At 39.5% G+C, this 25,956-nt stretch carries 16 protein-coding genes and 2 pseudogenes; 8 read left to right on the top strand and 10 right to left on the bottom strand.

The genetic code is table 11. The features are described 5' to 3' along the window. Positions 1-62 precede the first annotated feature (62 nt). A complete protein-coding gene (locus EAE90_RS04350) occupies positions 63-2,048 on the bottom strand; it encodes an alkyl/aryl-sulfatase (RefSeq protein WP_214052437.1) in 1,986 nt (661 codons plus the stop codon). A 974-nt stretch (positions 2,049-3,022) separates the two neighbouring features. On the opposite strand from EAE90_RS04350, the pseudogene EAE90_RS04345 reads away from it, so the two are divergent. The 4 genes and pseudogenes from EAE90_RS04345 to EAE90_RS04330 form a co-directional block, all read left to right on the top strand. Next, a pseudogene (locus tag EAE90_RS04345) lies at positions 3,023-3,175 on the top strand (IS1595 family transposase); the annotation flags it as partial. A 140-nt stretch (positions 3,176-3,315) separates the two neighbouring features. Beyond that, positions 3,316-4,344 (top strand): PI-PLC domain-containing protein, encoded by a 1,029-nt coding sequence (locus tag EAE90_RS04340; protein WP_214052436.1) that lies wholly within the window; start codon positions 3,316-3,318, stop codon positions 4,342-4,344. 79 nt (positions 4,345-4,423) lie between these two features. Then, positions 4,424-6,730 (top strand): annotated as a pseudogene (locus tag EAE90_RS04335) (RHS repeat protein); the annotation flags it as partial. 828 nt (positions 6,731-7,558) lie between these two features. Continuing rightward, positions 7,559-12,460, top strand: a complete 4,902-nt coding sequence (locus EAE90_RS04330; RefSeq protein WP_214052434.1) for a putative adhesin — start codon at positions 7,559-7,561, stop codon at positions 12,458-12,460. Between the two features lie 129 nt (positions 12,461-12,589). On the opposite strand, the gene EAE90_RS04325 is transcribed toward EAE90_RS04330, so the two are convergent. Next, on the bottom strand, positions 12,590-13,939 hold the full coding sequence (locus EAE90_RS04325) for a Fic family protein (protein ID WP_214052433.1): 1,350 nt from the start codon (positions 13,937-13,939) through the stop codon (positions 12,590-12,592). A gap of 507 nt (positions 13,940-14,446) precedes the next feature. On the opposite strand from EAE90_RS04325, the gene EAE90_RS04320 reads away from it, so the two are divergent. Then, entirely contained in the window at positions 14,447-14,800 is a 354-nt protein-coding gene (locus tag EAE90_RS04320; RefSeq protein WP_246550375.1) for a helix-turn-helix domain-containing protein, read from the top strand. After that, the gene (locus EAE90_RS04315) at positions 14,797-16,077 is read left to right on the top strand and encodes a type II toxin-antitoxin system HipA family toxin (RefSeq protein WP_214052431.1); all 1,281 of its coding nucleotides are present in this window, start codon (positions 14,797-14,799) and stop codon (positions 16,075-16,077) included. Before EAE90_RS04320 ends, EAE90_RS04315 begins: the two co-directional genes overlap by 4 nt. Positions 16,078-16,163: 86 nt before the next feature. Here the strand turns inward: EAE90_RS04315 and EAE90_RS04310 are convergent, their stop codons facing one another. The 7 genes from EAE90_RS04310 to pgpB form a co-directional block, all read right to left on the bottom strand. Further along, positions 16,164-16,643 carry a nuclear transport factor 2 family protein gene (locus tag EAE90_RS04310; RefSeq protein WP_214052430.1) on the bottom strand — a complete coding sequence of 160 codons (480 nt, stop codon included), beginning with the start codon at positions 16,641-16,643 and terminating at the stop codon, positions 16,164-16,166. A gap of 28 nt (positions 16,644-16,671) precedes the next feature. Further along, positions 16,672-17,277 carry a TetR/AcrR family transcriptional regulator gene (locus tag EAE90_RS04305; protein WP_214052429.1) on the bottom strand — a complete coding sequence of 202 codons (606 nt, stop codon included), beginning with the start codon at positions 17,275-17,277 and terminating at the stop codon, positions 16,672-16,674. 391 nt (positions 17,278-17,668) lie between these two features. Beyond that, a complete protein-coding gene (gene yciH / locus EAE90_RS04300) occupies positions 17,669-17,995 on the bottom strand; it encodes a stress response translation initiation inhibitor YciH (protein WP_214052428.1) in 327 nt (108 codons plus the stop codon). Next, on the bottom strand, positions 17,985-18,731 hold the full coding sequence (gene pyrF, locus EAE90_RS04295; RefSeq protein WP_214052427.1) for an orotidine-5'-phosphate decarboxylase: 747 nt from the start codon (positions 18,729-18,731) through the stop codon (positions 17,985-17,987). Before pyrF ends, yciH begins: the two co-directional genes overlap by 11 nt. A gap of 46 nt (positions 18,732-18,777) precedes the next feature. After that, entirely contained in the window at positions 18,778-19,947 is a 1,170-nt protein-coding gene (gene lapB, locus EAE90_RS04290; protein ID WP_214052426.1) for a lipopolysaccharide assembly protein LapB, read from the bottom strand. A 6-nt stretch (positions 19,948-19,953) separates the two neighbouring features. Beyond that, positions 19,954-20,265 (bottom strand): LapA family protein, encoded by a 312-nt coding sequence (locus EAE90_RS04285; RefSeq protein ID WP_036805770.1) that lies wholly within the window; start codon positions 20,263-20,265, stop codon positions 19,954-19,956. Positions 20,266-20,425: 160 nt separating this feature from the next. Beyond that, complete coding sequence (pgpB, locus tag EAE90_RS04280; protein ID WP_214052425.1) at positions 20,426-21,160, bottom strand: phosphatidylglycerophosphatase B; 735 nt, start codon at positions 21,158-21,160, stop codon at positions 20,426-20,428. Between the two features lie 373 nt (positions 21,161-21,533). Between pgpB and ribA the strand changes: the two genes are divergently transcribed. Then, positions 21,534-22,130: a GTP cyclohydrolase II gene (gene ribA, locus EAE90_RS04275; RefSeq protein ID WP_214052424.1), complete on the top strand. Its 597-nt coding sequence runs from the start codon at positions 21,534-21,536 to the stop codon at positions 22,128-22,130. A gap of 69 nt (positions 22,131-22,199) precedes the next feature. Here ribA and acnA read toward each other — a convergent pair whose 3' ends face one another. Next, a complete protein-coding gene (gene acnA, locus EAE90_RS04270; protein WP_214052423.1) occupies positions 22,200-24,875 on the bottom strand; it encodes an aconitate hydratase AcnA in 2,676 nt (891 codons plus the stop codon). 253 nt (positions 24,876-25,128) lie between these two features. Here acnA and EAE90_RS04265 point away from each other — a divergent pair, with 253 nt between their 5' ends. Beyond that, entirely contained in the window at positions 25,129-25,956 is an 828-nt protein-coding gene (locus tag EAE90_RS04265; RefSeq protein WP_214052422.1) for a hypothetical protein, read from the top strand.

Below are 25,956 nucleotides of genomic sequence, written 5' to 3'. Positions count from 1 at the left end.
AGCGATTAAGCTGTAGTTTGTTATTAAACATCCGCAATCAAAGGGAAGAATTACATCACATTTTATTCTGCGCGGGGTGTCACAATGTTGAACCAGAATGGAAAATTATCCAACATACCAAGGAACTCATTAAACTTGGCGCGCTCTCCCTTAATTTTCACATTCCGTTTTTTTACCTCATTATCAAATTCTTCTTTACCCAAATGAATTTTATCCAGAATAGCTTTGGTTAGCGTCAATGTGACATCGGCACGTGCCACCTGCTTATCCGTATAATTCAGTACCCCATTTTCCACGGTCAATGTATAACGCTTATTGAGATCGGTGAGATTAATTTTCATCACTAATTTCTTACCGGCAGCTTTAGGTCCATTCAACCGTACAGCCAAATAATCAAATAACATCTCCGGTGATATGGCACGAATCATATCCGGGCTGCCAGTACTCAGACCGCCAGATTTAGGTACACCATGACGCAGTTCTGATGCGCCCTGCAAATAGATCGAACGCCAGGAATTTGATTCAGATTGATAACCTAATTGCTCATAGGTTTTAGCCAGCAATGCCTTCCCTGCCATACTATCGGGATTAGCAAAAACAACATGCTTAAGTACTTGAGCTACCCAACGGTATTCTCCTTTATCAAAATCAGCCTGAGCACGTTTGATCAACGCATCTTCTCCTCCCATATACTCCACATATTTAATCGCAGCAGGTTTCGGCGGCAGGTTATTCAAATCAGAAGGATTTCCACTGTACCACCCCATATAGAACTGATAAACCGCGCGAACGTTATGACTCAGTGCGCCATGATAGCCACGGTTGGGAAAATAATATGCAAGCTCTGACGGCAATCTGAGCATCTCAGAAATTTCTTCACCCGTGTAACCTTTATTCATCAGATTCACTGTCTGGTCGTGAATATATTTGTATAAATCGCGTTGCTTTTTGAAATAATCCACCACACGCTCTTTACCCCACATCGGCCATTGGTGGCTCTGAAATTTTACCTCTACTTGATCCCCATATAATTCAATGACTTGATCAATATATTTCGACCAGGCTAAAGCATCGCGTACTTGGGTACCCCGCAACGACAAAATATTATGCATGGTATTCGTCGTATTTTCCGCCATCCACATCGCTTTCCACTGTGGAAACCATGTATTCATTTCTGCGGGAGCTTCTGTGCCGGGCGTCACCTGAAATACCATATCCACACCATCAACCGTCACTTTTTCTCCCGTGAGTTTGATGGTGCGTGTTGGTGGAATCAACGTCACCGTTCCAGCTACCGATGCCAAACTCAAACCCGACCCCACATGCCCCTGAGGAGTACGCGGCAACAAAGAACCAAACATATAAACAGCCCGACGGCTCATAGCATTACCGGCAATCACCTTCTCACTAGCAGCCTGTTCCATAAAACCTTCTGGCGCAATAATTTGTACTTTTCCGGCTTTAACATCATCCTCGTTGACAATACCGCGCACACCTCCGTAATGATCAACGTGAGAATGGCTGTAAATCACACTCACCACCGGCTTTTTACCCAAGTGTTTACTGACCAAATCGTAGGCCGCTTTTGCCGCTTCCGTGGATGTCGCCGGATCTAAAACAATCCACCCGGTATTTCCTGCAATAAAAGTAATATTAGCCAGGTCATACCCACGTACTTGATAAATATGATCGCTCACTTTATAGAGCCCATATTCCATATTTAGTTGTGCATTACGCCACAAACTCGGGTTAACCGTGTCTGGCGCCGGTGTTTTATCCGTAATAAATTTACGGTAACTATCGAGATCTAATATAACTTTACCTTTATCATCACGAATAATCAGAGAATCCGGCCTGGCGATAAAACCTCGTTTCGCATCATCAAAATCAGATTTATCATTGAATGGCAAAGTTGATGCCATTTCGGCATTAATTTGTTTAGTCACTGTAGTTGCGGGAAAAGAGCTGTTTGAATGGCTAAATACCGGTGGATTAAAAACAACAAACGACATTGCCGTTGAAATAGCTAGAAAAAATTTGTAATTCATCAAGTTATATTCCTTTAGATATATTTAACTATCAAATAAAACATAATCTTATCGATAACATCTAAACGATGTGCATCATAACTCAATCACAATAGATAATGAGAAACTCATTTCCTGAACCTCCCATTATTGAAATAAAACATCCCGCCAAATTAAATCTTACAAAAATAGGCATAACTACATGTTAATAAATAATTTTATTGAAAACCGCTCATTGTCCTCATGTCAAAAGTTATAACACAATATTTATTCACCCTTTGCTAAAAAAATATAACAATATGATTGAGAAACAATTTACATAAAAATTGTTTTTATAACTAATAATTACACACATCAACAATTGATATTTAAAACTAACAAACATTGATTATAATTTACCGTGATCATTAATCTGATCTCAGATTCATCAAATAACGTTCCTATGTAAAAAGTTCCTCTATAAATAGTAACCAAGGCAAAACAGGTTAGTGCGGTAGCTATTGTCTATCACTAAATGCTAAGAGAAACAAAGAAATAATCGCGCTTAACATGTAATACACATGAAAAATAATATAATTACGCAATTTCCTGCCATTAAGAACATTCTCTCAACGTGGAAAAACAGTCAGTATGCCGTAATTAAGATTAACGGTATAGGTATTATAATTGTTGGAGAAAATGCTGATAAATTAATTGAAATCTAGCATTACTATTTAATCAATTATATATCTGTGATGGAATATAAGATCATTAAAATAATGCTAAAAATTAAATAGAAAATGCAGCCATAACGAAAGATTTATAAATTCTTAAAAATGACATTCGTGAAAAAGCAATTAAAAAATTGTATTCCAGAGAAAAAATCTCTCAAGAAAATCAAACCACCCTACTGAATATGATTAAACTCATATAGAAAGAAAATTAATAGATTTAAAGGTCTCACCAAAGAAGAAATAAAACTGTCATATGAATTTGATATGCTAATGAGTCTATAATGGAACCAAACCGAACGTCATATGCGTAAATTTAATGAAATACCCAAGGAGCATTTTGAATTCTTTCTCAAAGAATATGAGTGGAGATTTAGCACACCAAAAGTAGAAAACCAATTACACATTTTGAAACAAATAGTTAAAGAAAAAATCTAATCGTTATCTAGGATAACCGTTTAAAATATATATATAATTATGCTGTAGGGCAAAATTATTGCATTAGATATGATCACTCAGTATGCTATTTATTTCAAAAATATTTCTTACTTAAAACTAACTAATAGGTAGGTGATAATATGGAACATGAATATTATAAAGAAAAGCAAAAAAGACGCTCTTCACAGTCAAAGAATGCAACTCATCATGAAAGCGATTCATTAGAATTAAATGCAGCGCCAAGAAACAGGAGCTCAAGTCATATCATGGATGGGCGTACTTCCATAAATCATAATGAATTACCTGCTGACACTCAGCTATCTCAGATAGCAATGTTGGGTAGCCATGATGCAGGTACCTATGCTTATAGTAAAAAAAGAAATGGAATGTTCAGTAGCTTAGGAGCGCTATTTCCCTCTGCATTTAAAACCCAAAATAAGAGTTTGAGAGAGCAGGCAGAAGCGGGGACAAGATACTTCGATATTCGCGTAGCGCGGAATAAAGATGGCACATTTAGCTTTTTTCACGGCCCTAGTGTTGCGGCCGGAGATGCCATTGCCGATGTTAAGGAATTATTAAGTCACGCAGCAGGAGATATCAACAATTTTTATCTCATTAAATTTGTATTTAAAGGAGAAGGTAAGAAAAAGAACACCGCTTCTGGAACGTCGGATTCAGATATATTTTTGCAGAATGTACTCGAAGATCACCGTAATAATCTTATTACCAGTAATGATACAAAGAGTTTAAGCGAAGCAACGGTTGATTTATTAAGCAAAGGAAAAAACATCGGAATTATGGTGCATGGCTATGACGGAGTTGAGCCACATTGGGCCTACAAAGAACAAGTTCACACAAAGTGGGCTAATCGAGCAAACGCAAGGGGTACAGCCAAGTTCCTTAGTGAGTTTCATGCAAATCCAGCACCTGAAGGTAAACTTAATATTATGCAGACAAACATCCCTGTGGCTTCTATTGGACGCAGACAATTTACTTCAGGGGTAAAAAGTTACCTATCTAGAAATAATACCGTTTTGGCTGATGCTGTTGAAAAGATCCCTCATGCGGGAATAATCAGTGCGGATTATATCGGTGACACTCATAGTGCAACCTCAGGATTTATAGAGACGATTGAATCACATAATAGACGCCTAATGAAGACGGACTAATTAAGGTAAGAAAATCGAGTAGGAAAAAAGCAGCCTGATATACTTTCTTCCCCGCTCTCTATGCAGAGCGGGATATAAAAATTTAGCCGGTCAGCATACACGTCACTATGACACCGCAGGGATGAATCAATATAACAGCTTGTCTCTGACTGGTGCGAAATTGTCCTGGTCACTACAACTGCTCAAAGACGATCAAACACCGGATTGGAGCGGTGATAACCGGCCAGTCTGGCAAAACAAACTAGAAAATAAGATTTACACCTCAAAAAATACTACTGATACTACCGGTGCTCCCCTGATACAAGTTGATGCCAAAGGAAATATGCAGCGTCTGGCGTACAATGTCGCCGGGCAACTGAAAAGTCGTTGGTTAACGATCCAAGGGCAACCAGAGCAGACAATAGTTAGCTCCCTCTCCTATGAAGCAACAGGGCAAAAGCTACGTGAAGAACATGGTAACGGCATAATCACCAAATACTCTTATGAGCCAGAAACCCAACGATTGATCAATATCTCTACACAACATTCCAAAAGATATCTCCTTAATGAGAAATTATTACAAGCTTTACGCTATGTGTACGACCCAGTAGGCAATGTGGTGAGTATTCGCAATAGTGCAGAAGAGACCCGTTTCTGGCGTAATCAAAAAGTGCCCTCTCAAAACACCTACACCTATGATTCTCTATATCAACTTATCGAATCTACCGGTCGTGAGATGGCTAACATGAGTCAGCAGAACAGTCGTCTCCCCAACCCTATTGTTCCCCTTCCTTCTGATGACAATACCTATACCAAATACATTCGTACCTACCGCTATGACCGAGGTAACAACTTGACGCAGATCCAACATAACTCCTCGGCAACTCGTAATATTTATACGACGGAAATCACCGTATCTCACCGCAGCAATCGAGCCATACTGAACAAGCACGGAGTAACGTCAGGTGATGTCGATTTACAATTTGATGCCGGAGGGCATCAGATGTCACTACGAACGGGACAAAACTTGCATTGGAACCAACGAGGTGAACTGCAACAAGTCACTACGATCAACCGTGACGATAATAATAGTGCAACAGATAAGGAATGGTACCGCTACAATGCAGACGCAACGCGGGTGCTGAAAGTGAGCGAACAGCACACAAGTAATAGCACGCAACAGCAACGGGTTGTTTATCTGCCCGGACTAGAACTACGGGAAACAAAATCAGGCTCCGAGATCACCGAAAGCCTACAAGTTATTACTATTGGGAAAGCCGGTCGAGCACAAGTTCAGGTACTACACTGGGAAAAAATAAAGTCCAATGACATCAACAAAGACCAAATACGCTACAGTTATGACAATCTAATTGGCAGCAGCATGTTGGAACTGGATGCCAAAGGTAAAACTATCAGCCAAGAAGAGTATTATCCATACGGAGGCACAGCAATATGGACCGCCAGAAACCAAATCGAAGCCAGTTATAAAACCGTCAGGTATTCAAGTAAAGAGCGAGACAAAACCGGGTTGTATTATTACCAATATCGTTACTATCAGCCGTGGATGGGAAGATGGCTAAGTGCCGATCCCGCTGGAACAATCGACGGCTTGAACTTGTACCGCATGGTCAAGAATAACCCGATCCGTTATCAGGATGAATTGGGCACTAACGTACACGATAAAGCTCAAGCTACTTTTAAAGAAGGTAAAAAAAGAGCCATTAATCAACTCAAAATAGCCAGTAACTTCTTGAAAGAGAGTAAAAATAATGAAAGTGCTCTTGAAATCTTCAAGATATTTTTCGGTAGTCATCAGGAAGTCGATCAACTACCGCAATGGAAGAAGCGTATTGACAGTGTTATTCATGGGCTAGATAAATTAAAAACCACAAAAAATATTCATTTTCAGCAGGATAAGTCAGGTTCATCCAGCACCGTTGCCGATCTGAATGTTGATGAATATAGAAAACGGTCAAAAGGCGATAAGAGTATCTATCTCAATGTATATACTGACGCGCTGAACAGGGTCTATAAAGATCCGCTATTAGGCCGTGAGCATGTCGCACACATTGCTATTCATGAACTCTCTCATGGCGTATTGCAGACGCAAGATCATCAATATATTGGCGTTCTCTCCACCCCAGGCTCACACGATTTAACCGATTTACTCAATATCCTTATGCCACCGGCAAATGAGCAGGATCGAACGGAGAAACAACGTCGCGCCGCCGCCGCCAGAAATGCGCTGGAAAATGCAGATTCATTTACCCTATCAGCACGGTATTTATACTATACCGCCCAAGATCCAGATTTCTTATTGTCCCTCCGCAAGGAATACAAAGATTTCAATAGCAAAAAAATTGAGCGACTGATTATCAAACCCCCTGAATGGACTAAAAGGCAGTAGGAAGAATAAACATCCATTAATCAAACATAAAAATAGTCTTTTATAAAAAAATCTCTGGCAAATATTGTCAGGGATTTTTTTAATTTCAGTGTTCAAAAAATAACATCACTACCCAGAATTATTACCTTGGCAAAAGCAGTTGCAGACCCCGCCGGACACTATTCACGGCCCGATGTAACCTGCCTGCTTTTAGATAAAACCCGACGTCAACCTGTTATCTTGAAACAAGACTATTGCTGTAACAGCGAAATCAACATTAAAAAAGAGAGTAACTGCGAGCCATCAGAAAAAACGTTTACGGCAATTAATATCCATAAAAATAATAACATACAAAATCACATATAAAAGTTTATTTTAAATTTTTCAGCCGTAATTTAATTGAATTATTTCCCAAATACACGGCTGCATGCCAATCAATACGTTTAATTATCATCATTCCTTCATAGTGATAACATTTTCCTTTCCACTTCTTTACAAATATTTACTATTCCTACTGTTTACTACTCACCACAGAATCACTTTAATAAACATCCCGTATTAGCTACAAAAGCCTTTCAACCCACTTATCAATGGATATATTGATTTATATTTAACCATTTTATAAAAAACTATAAATAGATAGTTATATATAGTTATACTAATTAATAATTTTATAATGTTATTAATTGATATTTGATATTAACCAAGATCAATTATAATCACCCTGACTTACAATTGTGACTTTAAAATCACAAAATAATATTTTTATATGGACAATCATCTCCGTAAATCAGATGAATACGGTAGCTATATATACAAATAATAAATTTAATCAACCTGGAGGATTATATGTCACATTCCGAATACGATATCGAAAATAAAAAAAACATCTATCAGCCAACAGAAACGGAATATACCATAGTCAATGGAAAATATTGGGAATATAAGCAAGACAATAATAAAAATGAAGATAAGCCATTTATTTTCCTGCTGCAAGACAATCAAGACTATCCAACTTTAATAACCTCTGATATTAAAGAAACTGCTCTATATATCATAGAAAATTTACTTTCTTATAATAAATACCCAGCTAAATTACAACAGACTTTAAAACAAGCTGTAAACGCCGTTTTCAATGAATATTCTGAAATAAAATATTCTGAGTTACTGGATAACATTAATAATATATTTAATCTTTTCTTTATAAAAAATTATAACAGTTCCGATATCGATACAGTAATCAATATATTAATATCAAAGATAGAAATTCATGAAAAATTAAGAAACATAAATCAGGATAAAATTGATTCAGACCAAACTAAAGTCGATATATGGCAAGAACTGGGTATCAATGCCGAAGAGCCTTTATTGAAAATATATCGTCAGGCATTCTCTACCGGAGATATCGATGATGAGCTCTATTCAGATGCATTGCTAACTTTTATGTCAGATGGAAATGTAACATTAAGTGATAAAGAAAAATCAGATTATAACCAACGAATAAAAGATAAAGAAGATCTTTTCAAATCCTATAAACAAGGAATTGAAAAGGTAATGAATTTAATTACCTCGAATGATATTAATCCAGGTATACCAATTACTCACCCGGATACAAATCAAAGTATTAATATTGGTTATGATATATTGTTAGCCCAATTAGCCAAAGAAGAGATAATATTAAAAAAACAATATCGTACCGAGTATAGCCAGAAAGATATTTTTGAATTGCAAACTCTACAAGCTGCCAAATATCATCTATTAGTTTTATCTTCATTAGGCGACCTATTATATCAGATCGCCCCTAAAGTCGGAAAAATGACTCAAGGTCATGGTGATTATCACGATATCCTTTTTGCTCAAGATCAGGCTGAATTATTATTTAAAAAACATAATATTCACTATGATACTGATCATATTCTTTCTCAAGAATCAAAACATATTGAAATGGAAGGCTGTATTATTTTAACCGCAGCAATCATTTATCGGATGAGAAAAGAAAGTGCTAATGTGGAACAAGCATTTAATTATTCTACATTAGGAACAATAAAATTATTCGAAAATGATAAACAAAAATTTAATCCTTTCAATAAAAGTAACATAAAGCCAGCAGGATACTTTTCTTTTATCGATTTCAAAAAGAGAGATAAATTTGATTCACAATATAATTTTAATGAACAATTTAATGTTTATAAAAATAAATATAGTCATTATGAATCCATTTCACTCAGTAAATTAATACTTTCATCTCCGGCTGCTCAATTAACTGTTGAAGAAATTATTAACCCACCAGAAGAAGCCTTTCTCTATTCAGTCGAACAGGGTATGGGAAATGTCGCCATGATAAAAATGTATCAGGGCAATTGGTTGGTTGTCTCAACAATACAAGGAGGAGTAAAAGCAAAAAAATATTCCCAACAACAAGTCGATAGCCAGCCCACCTTACGTGCTATGTCTAGACCCAATGCACTATTTTTAATTGAGCGAAAAATTATGATAGGCATCGGAATATTTATGGAAAACCAAATAATCAATACAGGAAAAAGACTGTTTCCAATTGGCTATGAACGGGCCAAAACCTTAAGTGGCTTCTCAGAAACAAGCAGGTATAAATACTCTTACGACGCATTTTGGAATGATTATTACGGTATAACTTCAGGAATGAATGTAGGAATTAGCTTCACAGGTTCACCTAAATTTAATTTTAATAAAGAAGAGAACTTACTTTCTGTTACTACGAATATAGTACAGCAAGGTTTAAACGATATCGCAATAAAAAGTAAACAAGCACTGGATATTACCTCTGGTTGGCACATCGCCGCAACCATTCTTATTCCTTTCTATAATGTTATCTATAAATCAACAACCGATAGTGAATATGAATTAACAGGAGAGGATATTGGCTCAATTATCTTTGATACAGCAAATGTGCTATTAGTTATTGCTACTCTAGGCATGTCATTGACTGAATCAATGGCCGCAAAAGTCACGCAAACCACATTGCGCCTCAAACAAGCCGGTCTGGCCGGACGAGCGTTAATTACAGCAGTTATCAGGACATTACCTGAGCATGGCATCACAACCCTACGCCAATCTTCTCGCATTCTGCTCGGCGGATTAATTGATTTAATCGAACCTTTACCGATCAGATCGACACTCACCTTAACTTACCGGGGCGTTGTCAGCGCAGTAGGGGCGATAAAAAATAGTATTAAACTTGAGAAAAGTTTCGCTGATATTTTTGGTAAAAGCTCCATAGGACTCGGTAAACTTAAAAGTGAATGGCAAGTCAACAATATTTCACTCGATGGGATGATGCCTCATACAAATGAAGGAATATATAAAGGGATTTATTCAATACGCCCTGCCAGTATGGAAACAGCAATTAAACAAAATTACTATATAAAGGAATATGGTATTAATTATCAAGTCAAATGGGATGAAGCAAACCACACCTGGCGCGTAGCCAATCCAGCTTACCACGAACAATTTAGCTATTGGCCCGCGGTGAAATTAGATAAAAATGGACATTGGGTTACTCATACCGATGTATCTAATAAATTTCTTATCTTGGAGCAAAGTAAAAAAATAGATCAGGAACTTGAAGCAGCACGTAGTAATATTAATAACGATAAAATATTGGATGCATTTATTCATATCAACACTGCATTCAAAAATTATGAGAAATACGATATCGATAAACTATCAGATATTACTGACACATTGACCCATTTCTTCGAAAAGTCCCTAAAACTTGGCAATAAAGAAGCCCTACTTAACACAGAGGTAGTGAATATCCAACAAACCTGGATACGTGAAGTCACCTTACCATTACAAAACGATATACGTATTTCGGCTGAAAAAATTAATGCCTTCAAAACCGAACTGCCTTATTTACTGAGGGAAATCTATCCCATTGACAATCAATTACCTAATGCATCAGCAATCAATAAAATTGCCTTTGCCATTGAGGAAATACCTAACACACTGATGCCAAAGTATTCTTCGGGTAATATCCAAAAAACTATACAATACACATCCGTAGAGAGTAACCATGTCGATATCCCTCCTGTCGGCATCACAATAACAGGTAATGATCTGTTTATTAATCAAGTCACTCATGTACTCGACGAAATAAGTGAGATCCCTTCCGGCAATATCGTTATTCAGGAACTTGAAAAACAGGGTTTAAATATCCAACCGCCAACAATGAATGCTATTGTTCGCGAAAAAGATGGTCAATTTTATGCCCATAATAGCGCCGGCAGCAGTATTGCCTTTGATCCAGAGAATCACCTGATTGGCACAGAAGAGAAACTCACTGAGGAGCCTTGGCGTTCCCGTGAGCCTGCTATCGCTTTATATCATGAGATGCTACATATCTATTATAATCGTTACCCAACATGGTTTACTTCTATCGATAATAAAATGATTGATCAAAAAGTCAGTGGAGGTTTTTCTTTGCTGGAAGAATCACGTATTGTGGGAACAAAATATTACGCCAACGATAAAAATACATTATTCGATTTCAGTAGTTCCGACTATTTATTGGAAAATAATTCAGCCTTATTGACAGAAAATAGATTCAGAGCAGAATATGCCATGTTCAAAGGCGAAAACGAGTATGTTATTCAACCTTATTATGGTAAAGGTGATAACCAAATTCCATTGGAAAATATCAAAATAAATATAAATAAATCACATCGCAATGTTATGGGTGTGGGTAGTGAAAAACCTGAAAAAATGCCCGGTGAATCAGCTACTGATTACCGTAATAGAGTGAGAGAATGGAGGGAAGCCAATAAAAAACCAGGGATGGATATAGATATTGGATTAAGTGATATTAGAAAAACAAAAGCACAATACAGAATTGGACTTTTACAAAAAGAATATCCTCAATTTGAACCGCAAAAAATTGAGCTTGGTGGTGCATTCGAATTATGGACAGTACCTAATGAACCGGCGAATAGATTAATGCTGAGTTCACATGGATATTTTTTCTCTGATAGTGCAGCAACACAAATTCCCGCGGGGAAAACAATTCAGTTTCTTGGTCCCCACGGTCAGACATTATTAGAAGCACCAGAAAATCCATTAAATTCCCCTTTTGATGTCACATTGGGTAATAGTGGCTTGACGATACAATCTTACGCAACGATAGAATCAGGCAATAAAGCCGGTTCGGCCAGTGTAAAAATAGGTGATAAAACATTTACTGTGAACGATATTCAGAATATGGCTGCCGATGATATTGAAAATTATCTGTTAGCCACCGGAGTAGAAGCCAATGCAACCAATCATGGTAAGGTAAGAAATTACGGTATTAAATATTACGAAAGAATGCCTGATGAGGAAGTGAAGGCCGCAGTATGGAAAAATAGAGCAGACAATACGAATATTAATAAATACGACGCCCTATTAGTCAGCCCGGAAGCTGGAAATCGTAAAAAATTGTCCGATATTTTTACCCTGCTGAGAACCGATGAAAGGATGGCAAAATATGATGAAATAACCTTTGTTGCCTGTCGTGAGGAATTGAATAGAATAAACATGAAATCAGTACATGATACCGGCCTTGGCGGTGGTTATGAACCCAAACTACAACCAACAGTAATTCTTTCACGTTCAAAACGATCAGCGACACTTACGCCCGACGGAGCAATAATTTATTCGGTTATTGCAGTAAATCTGCATCATAATTTCATAACAGAAAAAATCGTTGGCATCGCTCCTTTCCTGCTTATGGATAATTAAAAGGTCTTTTTGTATTACTTGAAATACTAAATTGAGGCGAGAAATGTTTTCTCGCCTCAGGATACTGACAAATCTTTGCACTTGGTATAGGAATCCAGCCTCGCGCCGTGAGGAGTAAGAAAAAGCATCCTACAATTTTGATATCTTATTTAGCCTACTACGTAGATCTGCGGGAGCAATATAATGAGTTGTTCGTCTTATTTTTATAGGAAGAAATATATTCATTGCCTCAAGCTCTCTAAGTAATTTTCTGGCTGTATTTTCACTAACGTCATATATATTTTGAACCGATTTTACTTTAAACAATCTTCCGGGCTCTTTTACACCTTTTTTGATTAAATCTTTCTGAATGAAATTTAGCTTACTTTTATACTTTGAGTTTTCCAACACATCGACAATTTCATAGAATTCTTTTGTTTTTACTTTTAAATACTCTTGCAATTCATCAAATGCGTTTAGAATAATATTAACATTAAAATTGATAAAATAAGTTAAATCTCCATAATCCTTTTGAACATAAAGATATGACATACCATAGTCTTTAGCGTGCTCCTTGATAACCTTGCTTATTGAAATATATTTAAAAATATCATATCCGTTCTTTAGCATATACCAGTAAAATATCGCCCTTGCAGTTCTGCCATTCCCGTCCCTAAATGCATGTTCATACCCCATCATGAAATGAAGAATAATCGCTTTTATTACTGGTGGTATAAATTTCCGGCCATCCTCTCCATTATGATTTTCGTTAGCAAAAGTACATAATTCTTCTAACCTATTTTCTAACTCCTCATAGTTTGGCGGGTAAAATAATGGATTGTCATCATTTCCAATGTAGATATCATTACTGCACCTAAATTCCCCCGGTATATTTTCGTTTTCAGATACACCATTAGTCGCTATTCTGTGAAATTCAAGCATCAAATCCCTTGTAAGGGGTTCTTGTTTTCTTTTATCCGCTAGCTTCAATAGCATATAATTATTCAGAATCATTCTCTCATCAGGAGTGCTGGGCGCTAATTCTTCCTCTAGCATTTTTTTTGCGTCAGCTCGGGTAGTTGCCGCACCTTCCAATTGAGCGCTGGTGATGGCTTCTTCCATCAGTAAAGATGATACTAAGTAATTCTGTTGAATATTATCTGATGCTTGAGATCCTGCAATTGCGGCTACTTTACCTGCACCAAGTTGTACAATTTTGTGCAACTTTGGTTCTAGCGAATCATGTATACAAAAACTAAACTCATTCCCGCTTTTATCAAATAAGCCCGTACTTTTCTTTGCCTGATCTCTACAGAACTTTACTGCATACCAGATGTACTCAGCTTCTTTACTAGGAACTCGCCACTTAAGCTGACTCCAATGAAGGTATCTTCCTTGTTTATCAACAATACTATATTCACTGAGGTATTCCCCAAATTTAACAAAGTCTAAATTTGAGAAATCAAGTTTAGGTGATTGTTCTACCGGATGTTTTGCCATGTTACCTCACATTTTAAAATTTGATGTATAGGTAAGTATGGCAATAAATTCTTAAGGAGGTCAACACGAATAAACCAGATTCATGAACTGTTTGAAACGGAGGCAGTGAAAATGAAGTCTAAGGATTTATTGAGATTAAGGAGTCCTCAATCTCAGAGGCTGAGGCTAACCTCTTTAAGAGGGGCGATTAAAAAAACGACCGGTGCGTTTAACGTACCAACCAGTAGCCGAGGCCCCCATTTGGCTCGTCACTCAGCAAATTTTTTTGCCCAGTTCCGATCAGCTGAAAATTTAGCTGATGAACCTACCAGCAGGCTACTAGCATATCGCTGACATTTCTCTTATAAAGGACTCATATAAAGCTTTAAAGAATCTTAAATACCTTTATAAGCTTCAAATAGCACTCTTAAATGCTTATCCTTTCATATCATATTTTAGTAAAATAAGAGGTATAATAAAGACTCTTAACAATAAAATTTAAACTTAATAGGTGTATATGTGTCTCTAATGCTTTATACCGAATCGGAGTTGCTAGAAGAACTTGGGCACCGCCTCCGTTGGCATCGGTTACAGCGTAACATGCTCCAGACAGAACTAGCTCTCAGGAGCGGTATTTCCGTCTCTGCGCTCAAAAAACTTGAAGGCAGCGGACAGGGCACGCTTGAGAATTTCATGAAGGTCGTCTTTGCTCTACGACTGGAGAACGAAATAAAGTCTCTGTTTGCGCCACAACAGATCAGCATTGCACAGCTTGAAGCCATGAAGGCACCGGCTCGCCAACGCGCCCGGCGAACCCAACGTTCGGCTCGGAAATCCTCCGGCAATGGCCGCGCTCATCAATCAGGAGACGCAAAAAAATGACGACACAAAACTTTCAGTACCAATCACTGGGTCGGCTACAAGTGATCTACAGTGGTCGTGGGGAACAATGGGTGTTGGGCCATCTGGCCGAAAGTACTGTGCGTGGCCGCTATTTATTTGAGTACACCCATGAAGCTCTTGATAGCGGCATTGAATTCTCCCCCCTACAACTGCCACTTTCCACACAGACTTATGCAAATTTCGAGCACTTTCAGGACTGGCTCCCTGGCTTCATCGCAGATTCCCTGCCGGATGGCTGGGGACGGCTGCTTATGGACCGGTTCCTTCGCCGTAATCATGTCGATCCCGGTCGGATTTCCGTCCTGGAACGCCTGGCATTATTGGGCAATAACACAATGGGGGCTCTCACCTACCAACCTGCTCTGCCTTTACCGGACGATCAGGAAGACAAATATAGTATTCTGAACTTGACCGGGCTGGCTCAACAGATTCGTCAGGAAGTAACTGGTCAGGACTCAGAGGCACTGCGCGAACTTTTTCTACTTGGCGGCTCGCCCCACGGCGCCAGACCAAAGGCACAGGTAGAATATAATCCATCCACCGGCCAGATGAAAACAACTGCATTCCCAGGGAGTGAGCCCTGGCTGGTCAAATTCCCCGCAGCAGAGGAAAAGCCTTGGGTTTGTGCCCTTGAGGAAGTGTACGCCTGTACGGCCAGAATGGCAGGCATTGATTTCCCCACAAGTCGCTACTTCCGCCTTGAAGGCGGACTCGCTGCATTCGGTGTCCAGCGTTTCGATCGTGAGAATGGAATGCGAGTGCCGGTACTGAGTATGGCTGGTGCCCTACACGTCGACTTCCGATTACCCTGTATGGATTACATAGATATCTTACGGGCAACTGGCTTCATCACGCGCTCTGTTGCTGAGCGAGAAATCCAAGCTCGTCGTATGGTGTTCAATGTGTTGATGCATAACCGCGATGACCATGTGAAGAATTTCTCCTTCATTCTGAATAAAAGCAATGAGTGGGTGGTATCTCCCGCCTATGATTTGACCTTTGCGGCCGGCCCCGGCGGACAACATCAAACCGCAGTGGGTGGTCATGGCACGAATATCACCCGCACCATGTTGCTTAAGATTGCCAAAAATGCGGGCATCGCATCGGCCAAAATGAACAACATTATTGATGAAGTGGCAGATGTCGCCGCTGACTTCGCCCATACGGCACGGAATGTAACTGATGATATTCCCACTGACGAACTCCATCAGGTCACGGACTGCATTAACCGTAATCTGTCTTGTCTCAAACGATAAATTCAACATACGGGCCTTCTGAATTCTTCCGTTATCAGAAGGCCAAGCATGCACATCAGCCGCGTTTCGGCCATCTTCTAAAAGGATTACAACCCTAACTCAGATAATCCAGGATGATCATCAGGACGGCGACCTAAAGGCCAATGAAATTTACGTTCAGATTCTTTTATCGGCAGATCATTAATGCAGGCATAACGGTTGTACATCAAGCCATCTTCGTTAAATTCCCAATTCTCATTACCATATGAGCGAAACCAGTTACCGGAATCGTCATGCCATTCATAAGCATAACGAACCGCTATTCTATTATCAGTAAACGCCCAAAGTTCTTTAATTAATCGATATTCATGCTCTTTCGCCCATTTTCTGGCTAATAAGTCCTGAGCTTCTTTACGACTATGCACAAATTCAGCACGATTACGCCAATGGGTATCCAATGAATAGGCCAATGAAACCTTTTCAGGATCACGGCTATTCCATCCATCTTCCGCTAAACGGACTTTTTGAATAGCGGTTTCCCGAGTAAATGGCGGTACCGGCTGACGAATTTCTTTTGTATCAGACATAGTGTCTCCTAATTATAATTAAACTTCATTAACTCACATCGTATTTATTCAGCAATGCCCTGGCAATATTCATCGCCTCTAAAGCATAGTGTGTATCATTCATCACATGCGCAGTTGTAATAGCGCCTTCTATTAAGAGTAGGAGCTTCCTCGCTAAATCCACTGATGAATCTGGCGATATTTCTTCACAAATAGAAAGTACGTAAGTAAAAACTTTCTCTTTATGTTCTTTAGCAATTATTCTTACCGGATCATCTGGATTAGGCCGTTCACCGGATGTATTGATGAATGCACATCCTCTGAAATCATCATTTGAGAACCATCCTTGTAATACCAGAAAAATATTCAGCAATTTATCTTTAGGCGTTTTATATTCAGCTATTGATGAAGTAAACCACCGCATCCAGCGTTCATCTCGCCGACGAAGAACTGCTTCAATCAACCCCTCTTTCGTACCAAAATAACGATAAATTGTTTTACGTGAAGAACCTGTCGTGCGCGTTATCAGATCGATACCTGTCGCCGCAATCCCCCTGGTGTAAATCAATTCCTCTACAACATCCAACATGTTTTCCCTGATGTTGGGCTCCTGCTCACCTTCCATGTTTTTCATGGTAGAACGATCATTCTCCATAGTCAACCTCTTTACTAAAAAAATGGATTTAAATTGTTATCTGTATGATTTAAAACAAATTATAATACTTATCACCTTTTTCATCAAAACTGCTCATTTCCACATGATAGCCCTTTTAAATAAGAATATTATCAAAGAAACGAAGAAATAATATTAAATTTCCCACTACTGTTTCTTGCTTATTATATCAATCAAAAAATAGAAATTTATTTTTAAAAGAAAAAATAATATTAAAATATTATTTACAATAATCCATATTATATTTTTATTGTGAATTATTTTTTAATTTAAATACTTGGGAATATTATTGAAAAATAAAAAAATACATTAAGCACTACTAATAATGAAACTGAGGAATAGAATAAATGAAGGGCGAATATCCGCCCTTCTGTCAACCACCAGCTAATTTAACTGTCATACCTTTGGCTTCAAGTAACTGTTTCAATAAATCCCTTTTATCACCTTGAATTTCTATTTCACCATCCTTTACTGAACCACCACAGCCACATTTTTTCTTCAATTCAGCCGCCAGTTTAATCAGTGCCTGATCATCAGCATCAATTCCGGTAATTACACAAACCCCTTTTCCTTTGCGACCACTGGTTTGACGTTGAATACGAACAATACCATCACCTTTTGGACGCTGAGGTTTAACTGTTTCTTCCTGGATACGCCCTCTGTCTGTGGAATAGACTAGGCGCGAATTATTATCTTGCATTAATCACTCCTGCAATAGATTGATTAATCTGACGCAATGCTGCCGCAGGATCGGCGGCACGGGTAATCGGACGCCCAATAACCATATAATCAACACCAGCCAATACCGCCTGTTCCGGCGTCATGATACGGCGCTGATCGCCCGCATCACTGCCCATCGGGCGAATGCCGGGAGTAACTAACTGAAAATGCTGACCACAAACTTTTTTCAGTTGCTGAGCTTCATGCGCAGAACAAACCACACCATCTAGCCCGCATGCCTGAGCCAGTTTTGCCAACCTTTCGGCCTGTTGCGCGGGCGTTATATCAATACCAGTGCCTTGCAGATCCGATTGTTCCATGCTGGTTAATACTGTGACAGCAATTAACAACGGCGCATTATGACCATAAGGCAGCAGCGCTTCTTTCGCCGCTGTCATCATTCTGGCGCCGCCACTCGCATGTACGTTTACCATCCAAACCCCCATTTCAGCAGCCGCAGCTACCGCTCTGGCGGTGGTATTAGGAATATCATGGAATTTCAAATCCAAAAATACTTCAAAACCACGTTGGTGCAATAACTTAACAAACTGCGGACCATGAAGGGTAAACATCTCTTTACCCACTTTCAGACGACAATCTTGCGGATCAATTTTATCGACAAAAGCCAGCGCCGCATCCTGATTATCGTAATCTAAAGCAACAATGACAGGCGAGCTAATCTGTCTACCGAATGATGTTAAGGTATGAGATGTCATTTTTTAACCTTTTTGACTAACAAAGCAACATTATGATGACACTATGTCACTGACCATCTAATCCACGGATCGGTTTAATTGAATCCCACGAACGGCATGATGGACAGTGCCAATAAAGTGAATGAGAAGTAAAGCCGCATTTATGGCAGCGATAATTAGGTTTGGTACGAATTTGCTCACCAACCATGTCCCGCAGCAAGATAATACTCTCTTTCGCCCGTCCCTCTTCTGCCTCGGCCAAATGGTAATCCATCAGGCGATAAAACAGGCGCATGGTCGGATGACGCTCTAATCGATGGTTGATATAAATTTGTGCGACTTCACGCCCTTTTTGCTGCTCGATAATATCAGCCAACAAAAGTTCAGCCGTGGCCCCACAATCTTCCTCTACACAACGTCTCAGGAAATCTTCCCATTCATCAATCTGATTCAGATGCTGGTAACACTCCTGGAGAATAGGCAACACCTCACTAACCAACTTTTTATCTTGCTCAAGAACCGATTTTAAAGCATCCGCTGCTTTCATGTACTCTTGGCGGGCCATAAACAGGCGCCCCAACATGATGGAAACTCTAGCGCAGTTTTTATCTGCCTGAACCGCTTTATTGAGATAACTGATAGCCTCATCAAGATCATCGCTACTCATCTCCTGCAAAGCGAGTTCACAATAAAAATGAGCAATTTTTTCCCGTAAATCATGCTTGCCGGATTTGACTAATTTTTCAGCGATATCAATGGCTTTTTTCCAATCACTGGTTAATTGATAAATAGCCAGCAACGATTGAAGCGCATTTTCCCGAAAATCTTTCTCATTTACCAATTGAGCAAACATATTTTCAGCACGATCATACAAACCCGCAGACATATAATCGCGGCCCAATTGTTGCGTCGCAAGCAGACGCTGATCAAATGTCAGAGAAGCGCTTTCCATGAGAGATTGATGGATGCGGATAGCCCGTTCTACTTCACCCCTGGAACGGAATAAATTCCCCAAAGTCAAATGAGCTTCAAAAGCAGAACTGTCCTCTTTAAGCATTTCAAGAAACAGATCCACAGCTTTATCTTGCTGGTTTGATAAGAGAAAGTTAACCCCGGCAACATATTCCCGTGATAAGCGATCAGCATTTTGTTGCTTATCCTGTTGAGCACTTCTGCGCCCCATATACCAGCCATAAGCAGCGGCCACAGGAAGCAGCAGAAACAACAGCTCTAACATAGGAGTTTATTCCTTGCTAAGTGCAAGCGATGAATGAGTAACCGAAGGCTCAGCAGGTTGCTCCAGTTGCGCTTCGAGTCGCTTAATCTTTCGTTCCGCTCTTCCTAATGACAAACGAGCACGAAGATAAAATAATCCACAAATAACCCAACCTAACACGAAACCGCTAGCAAACAATACAGCTAAAAGTGTAGATACAGAGTAATTCCCTTTAGCAATCAGATAGTTAAATGTAACAACCTGATCGTTATTTGATCCAAGAGTCACCGAGATGACAAAGATCACCAACACCAGTAATAAAATCAGAAAATATTTCACATTTTTTCCTGTTATCTATTGTTGCTTGGACATTATGCTGGATAACGGCTCATTAAATTAGCATTTCCAGTCTGGATAAAGGAAGCAATTTATCATGATAAATGCGCCTTTCAGCTATTTTACGCTATCTTCCCATCGATTAAGTGTAAATAAGAAGCAATTACTCCGCCAAATCCTTTTTGTCGTCAATCAACCGCCATTTTTCTGTGAGATAACAAATAGCCATCACTAGTACCGCGCTAATTAACGTTGATGTGATAATATCCTGCGGCCAGTGCATACCTAATGCCATCCTGCTACTCAAAACACTCATTGCCCATATCGTCACAATTATAGATAAAATATAGCGACGACGCGGCCATAAAAAACCAACTAAAAGTAGTGACAAACTTGCAGCAAACAAGGTATGCCCAGAAGGAAAAGCATATCCAGTCTCTCTTTTCCAATGAATAAGTTGCCATTGTGGAATACGGTCATCAGCTTTTAAATAGCGTTGCAACAACTCAGCCCGCTGTTTTCGTTGGTGCTGATAAAACTCATCTGTTGGCACCCGATAATTTTTTTCTAACCAAATAACATAGGGGCGAGGCTCTTTAGTGGTATTTTTTACCAAAATCTTTATGCCTTGCCCCGTTAAAAGGAGCGCCATAACAACAGCGACCAATACTCCCCCCTGTCTAACCGAAGTCGCGAACAACAGTAACAGCCCTAAAATAAAGAACAGAAAAACCAGATAACACCACGGCTTACCAGAAGTATTCGTAATCCAATACAGTATTTCAAGCCATAAATACTCACTCATAGGCTGCCATTGCCAACCTACCATCAATACTGCTACAGGTGGTAACAATAGAATCAGAGTTGCGATAATAATGGGTTTGAGAAATTGATTCATATCTGACACCAGACTATTTTTATACACATTTTAAAAACCTGTTCAGCGTTAGCATGTTAGTGCCATCACTGCTATTTATATATGATTATTTGAAAGTTTTTGACAGATAATTTTCAGTAAATATGGCAAAATACGCCGCATTATAATCAGAGAAAATCTTTTATGCAGTGTCCGCTGATTTCCCAGACCGATATTGTTTTCCACATCTATACCCTATGGATTTCAAGATGCATCGTAACGGCAAGGGAACGAATCCCCGGGAGCATAGATAACTATGTGACTGGGGTGAGTGAGCGCAGCCAACAAAGAGGTAATTTGAAAGATGACGGGTATATGTCTTGCAACGAGTCTGAATCAACATATGAGCAATAAAATGCAATTAAAACGAGTCGCTGAGGCCAAGTTACCTACTCCTTGGGGCGATTTTTTAATGGTCGGCTTTGAAGAAGTCGCCACAGGTCAAGATCATATCGCATTAGTATACGGTGCTATTGCTGGCAATGAGCCCGTTCTTTCCAGGATCCATTCAGAATGCCTGACCGGTGACGCCCTGTTTAGTCTACGTTGTGATTGCGGATTTCAACTTGAAGCCGCCCTTGCTCAGATTGCTAAAGAAGGGCGAGGTGTATTACTTTACCATCGGCAAGAAGGCCGTAATATCGGTTTAATCAATAAAATTCGAGCTTACGCATTACAAGACAATGGTATCGATACTGTAGAAGCTAACCATCAGTTAGGTTTTGCCGCCGACGAGCGTGATTTCACCCTATGTGCAGATATGTATAAATTACTCGGCGTTCAAGCTATTCGTCTGCTGACAAATAATCCCAAAAAAGTGGAAATTATGACCGAAGCAGGTATTAATATCGTAGAACGTGTTCCATTAATTACCGGCCGGAATCCTAAAAATGCTTATTACTTGGACACCAAAGCCAGAAAAATGGGGCATTTGTTACCTGAGCAAAATTAGTTTTTCAGTAAACTAGCAGGTAAAGACGGCGCCTAAATAATCAGTGCCGTCTTTAGTATGCTGCAAAAACTATTTCAACATGTGGCGAATAACATAATGCAGGATACCACCGTGGTGGAAATAATCTAATTCAGTTCTGGTATCAATACGACACTGGGCATTAATGATTTCCTTACGCCCATCCACATAAGTCACTTTCACCGGTACAATCTGTCCCGGCTTGAGGTTATTCATCCCTTCAATATCAATTGTCTCATCACCTTGCAGATTTAGCGTCTTACGATTTACGCCATGAGGAAATTCCAATGGTAATACGCCCATACCAATCAGATTCGAACGGTGAATCCGCTCAAATGATTCCGCGATCACCACTCTAACGCCCAATAATCGAGTCCCTTTCGCTGCCCAGTCGCGGCTCGAACCGGAACCATATTCTTTACCCGCAATAATAGCTAATGGCGTTTTTTCTTCCTGATAACGCATAGCCGCATCATAAATCGCTAATTGTGTCTGTGACGGAATATGGCGGGTATATCCTCCTTCTACACCAGAAATCATCTCATTACGAATGCGAATATTGGCAAACGTTCCACGCATCATCACTTCATGATTACCGCGCCTTGAGCCATAGGAGTTAAAATCTTTAGGTTCAACGCCATGTTCTTGAAGATAACGCCCTGCCGGGCTGTCAGCTTTGATATTCCCCGCCGGAGAAATATGATCTGTGGTGACAGAATCCCCAAGAATAGCCAATATATTCGCACCGTGAATATCCGTTATTGCTTCTGGCTCTGCTGTCATTTCACTAAAGAACGGCGGGTGGCGAATATAAGTAGAATCAGGCTGGAAGTGATAAGTTGCCGAGCTGGCAACATCCAGCGATTGCCATGTTTCATCACCATCAAAGACTTCCGCATACTCTTTGTGAAACATATCAGCCTTAATTTGATCAACGGCTTCAGCAATTTCTTTGCTATCAGGCCATATATCTTTCAAATAGATATCATTGCCTTGTTGATCTTGACCAAGGGGATCTTTAGTCAAATCCTTTTTCATGCTGCCGGATAAAGCATACGCCACAACCAACGGCGGCGACGCTAGCCAGTTAGTTTTTATCAGAGGATGGATACGGCCTTCAAAGTTTCGGTTGCCAGAAAGGACGGCGCCGACGGTAAGATCAGCTTGCTTAATCGCAATTTCAATAGATTCAGGCAGTGGCCCAGAGTTACCAATGCAAGTTGTGCAACCATAACCAACCAGATTGAAGCCCAGTTTCTCCAGATATGGCATCAAACCCGCCAGTTCAAGGTAATCCGTCACTACTTTCGAGCCGGGCGCCAGTGAAGTTTTCACCCACGGTTGGCGTTTAAGCCCCCTCTCAACCGCTTTCTTCGCCAACAAACCCGCAGCCATCAGTACGCTGGGATTAGATGTATTGGTACAAGAAGTTATTGCCGCAATAACGACCGCCCCCTCTGCTAACTCATACTTCTGGTTATCTTGATTAACTGGCGCTGAGGCGGTTTTCCCCTGGGATTTATTTATTTCCAGATCAACGGCTGATTGGAATACTTGAGGTACTTGCGCTAAAGCCACTCTGTCTTGTGGACGCTTTGGTCCAGCGAGGCTCGCTTCCACTGTTGACATATCCAGCTCAAGAGTGCTGGTAAATACCGGTTCATCACCAAGATTTCGCCATAATCCCTGAACCTTACAATAGGCTTCCACCAGCGCAATCTGCTGTTCCGTACGCCCTGTCAACCGCATGTAGCTCAGAGTAATATCATCTACCGGGAAGAAACCGCAAGTTGCACCATATTCCGGCGACATATTAGCAATAGTTGCCCTGTCTGCCAGCGGCAAATCAGCTAACCCATCCCCATAAAATTCTACAAATTTCCCGACCACGCCATGTTTACGCAGCATCTGAGTTACTGTCAGTACCAGATCTGTTGCGGTAATCCCTTCGCGTAACTTGCCGGTAAGTTTAAAACCCACCACATCAGGAATAAGCATGGAAACAGGTTGCCCTAACATAGCTGCTTCAGCTTCAATACCCCCTACACCCCACCCTAAGACACCCAGGCCATTGATCATGGTGGTATGAGAATCAGTACCAACTAAGGTATCAGGATAAGCCAGCTCCCGCCCGTTATGCATTTCATGCCAAACCGTTTTTCCCAGGTATTCCAGATTGACCTGATGACAAATTCCCGTTCCTGGCGGAACAACACGAAAACGGTTAAATGCTTTCTGCCCCCAACGCAGAAAGAGATAACGTTCATAGTTCCGTTCCATTTCTAATTGAACATTTTGTTCAAAGGCTTTTTCCGTGCCGAATTTATCCACCATAACTGAATGGTCAATAACTAAATCAACGGGTGATAGTGGATTAACTTGTTCAACATCACCACCAAGACGCTGAACCGCTTCTCTCATAGCCGCTAAATCAACAACGGCAGGAACACCGGTGAAATCCTGCATTAATACACGTGCCGGCCGGTAAGCAATTTCTCTATCTGCATGGCCGGTATTCTGCCAATCAATAAGCGCTTTCAAATCATCATCAACAACAGAATTGCCATCAATATTGCGAAGAAGATTTTCCAGAAGCACTTTCATGGATTTGGGCAAACGGGAAATATCCCCCAAATGTTTAGCAACCAGTGGTAAGCTGTAATAATCATATTGTTTACTTGCAGCGGAAAGTGTTGAAACACAAACCTTTTTCAAATCAAACGACATAACTCCTCCTTCTTCTTATACTGGCATAACTCAAAACTACCTTAATGATAATGGCACATATTAAACATAACATATAAGCAAATATTTGTTTTTTATTACCGCACAATGGGTCAATGCAGTGTATTTATCAGAATTTCAGTAATAAATTTTGATAATTTAGTCGGGTAAACAATCGAATGATAATCAGCTAGAATTAGTTCGCTAACAATTCAATTGAATTTAAATTATCAATTAAAAAAACAAGGAAAAAATAATGGATATAAAAAACGCAATTACACATAACCAGGAACATATCGCAAAAATCAATGAAGCTAATACGTTCTTTCACATCGACGATGCTTATTTTAATATAGAAAATACCAATAAATATAACGAAAAAGATGGTTTAGTTCAGTTCATTATAGCCAAACAATTATCTGATAAACCAGAAGTTATAGAGAAAACTAATAGATTAAGTCAAACATTAATTGCACTTTCCTCCATTGCAACCAATTATGTCAATAAATACGCGGAAAAGTATGGAGAACAATATAAAACAGATATGGATTTTTGGAGTAAAGTGGTTAACAAGTTACCTATAATGGGCACCAGCAAAGTTGAATCGAAAAATTACACCGATTCATTAAATGGTTTAAGCATCTCAAAAAGTTTCCTTAATTTCATTATGAATGTGGTTGTATTTGAAAATACAGATATGCTGCCAGATTTCGCTAAGTTCCTTACTAAACAAGGGGAAACGATCCGCTTAGGTATACGGAAAAATAAAGGCTTCTATTCTACTGTAACACTGACAATTGCGATCGATACCTTGATTGTAGGAGATAAGACCGTATATATTCCGAAACTAAAACTCTATCGAGTTAATTTTGATAGCACTAATTCAAACTTTTTATCAAGTTGTGCTTCCAATGAAAATGTCAACATTGATTTTGAGTATTCATCCTTAATATCGATCCTAGACTATGAAGCGCTAGAAAATCCTGAGATTAAAGCCAGTTTTGATAGTTTCATTAACAAACACAGAAAAACATCAATAGAAGAGTCTGATGACTTCTTCAGTGGTGAGTTTGAATCCAACTGA

It is taken from the genome of Photorhabdus caribbeanensis (genome assembly GCF_018448885.1).
GTDB classification, from domain to species: domain Bacteria; phylum Pseudomonadota; class Gammaproteobacteria; order Enterobacterales; family Enterobacteriaceae; genus Photorhabdus; species Photorhabdus caribbeanensis.
This window is presented reverse-complemented; position numbering and strand designations above follow the sequence as displayed.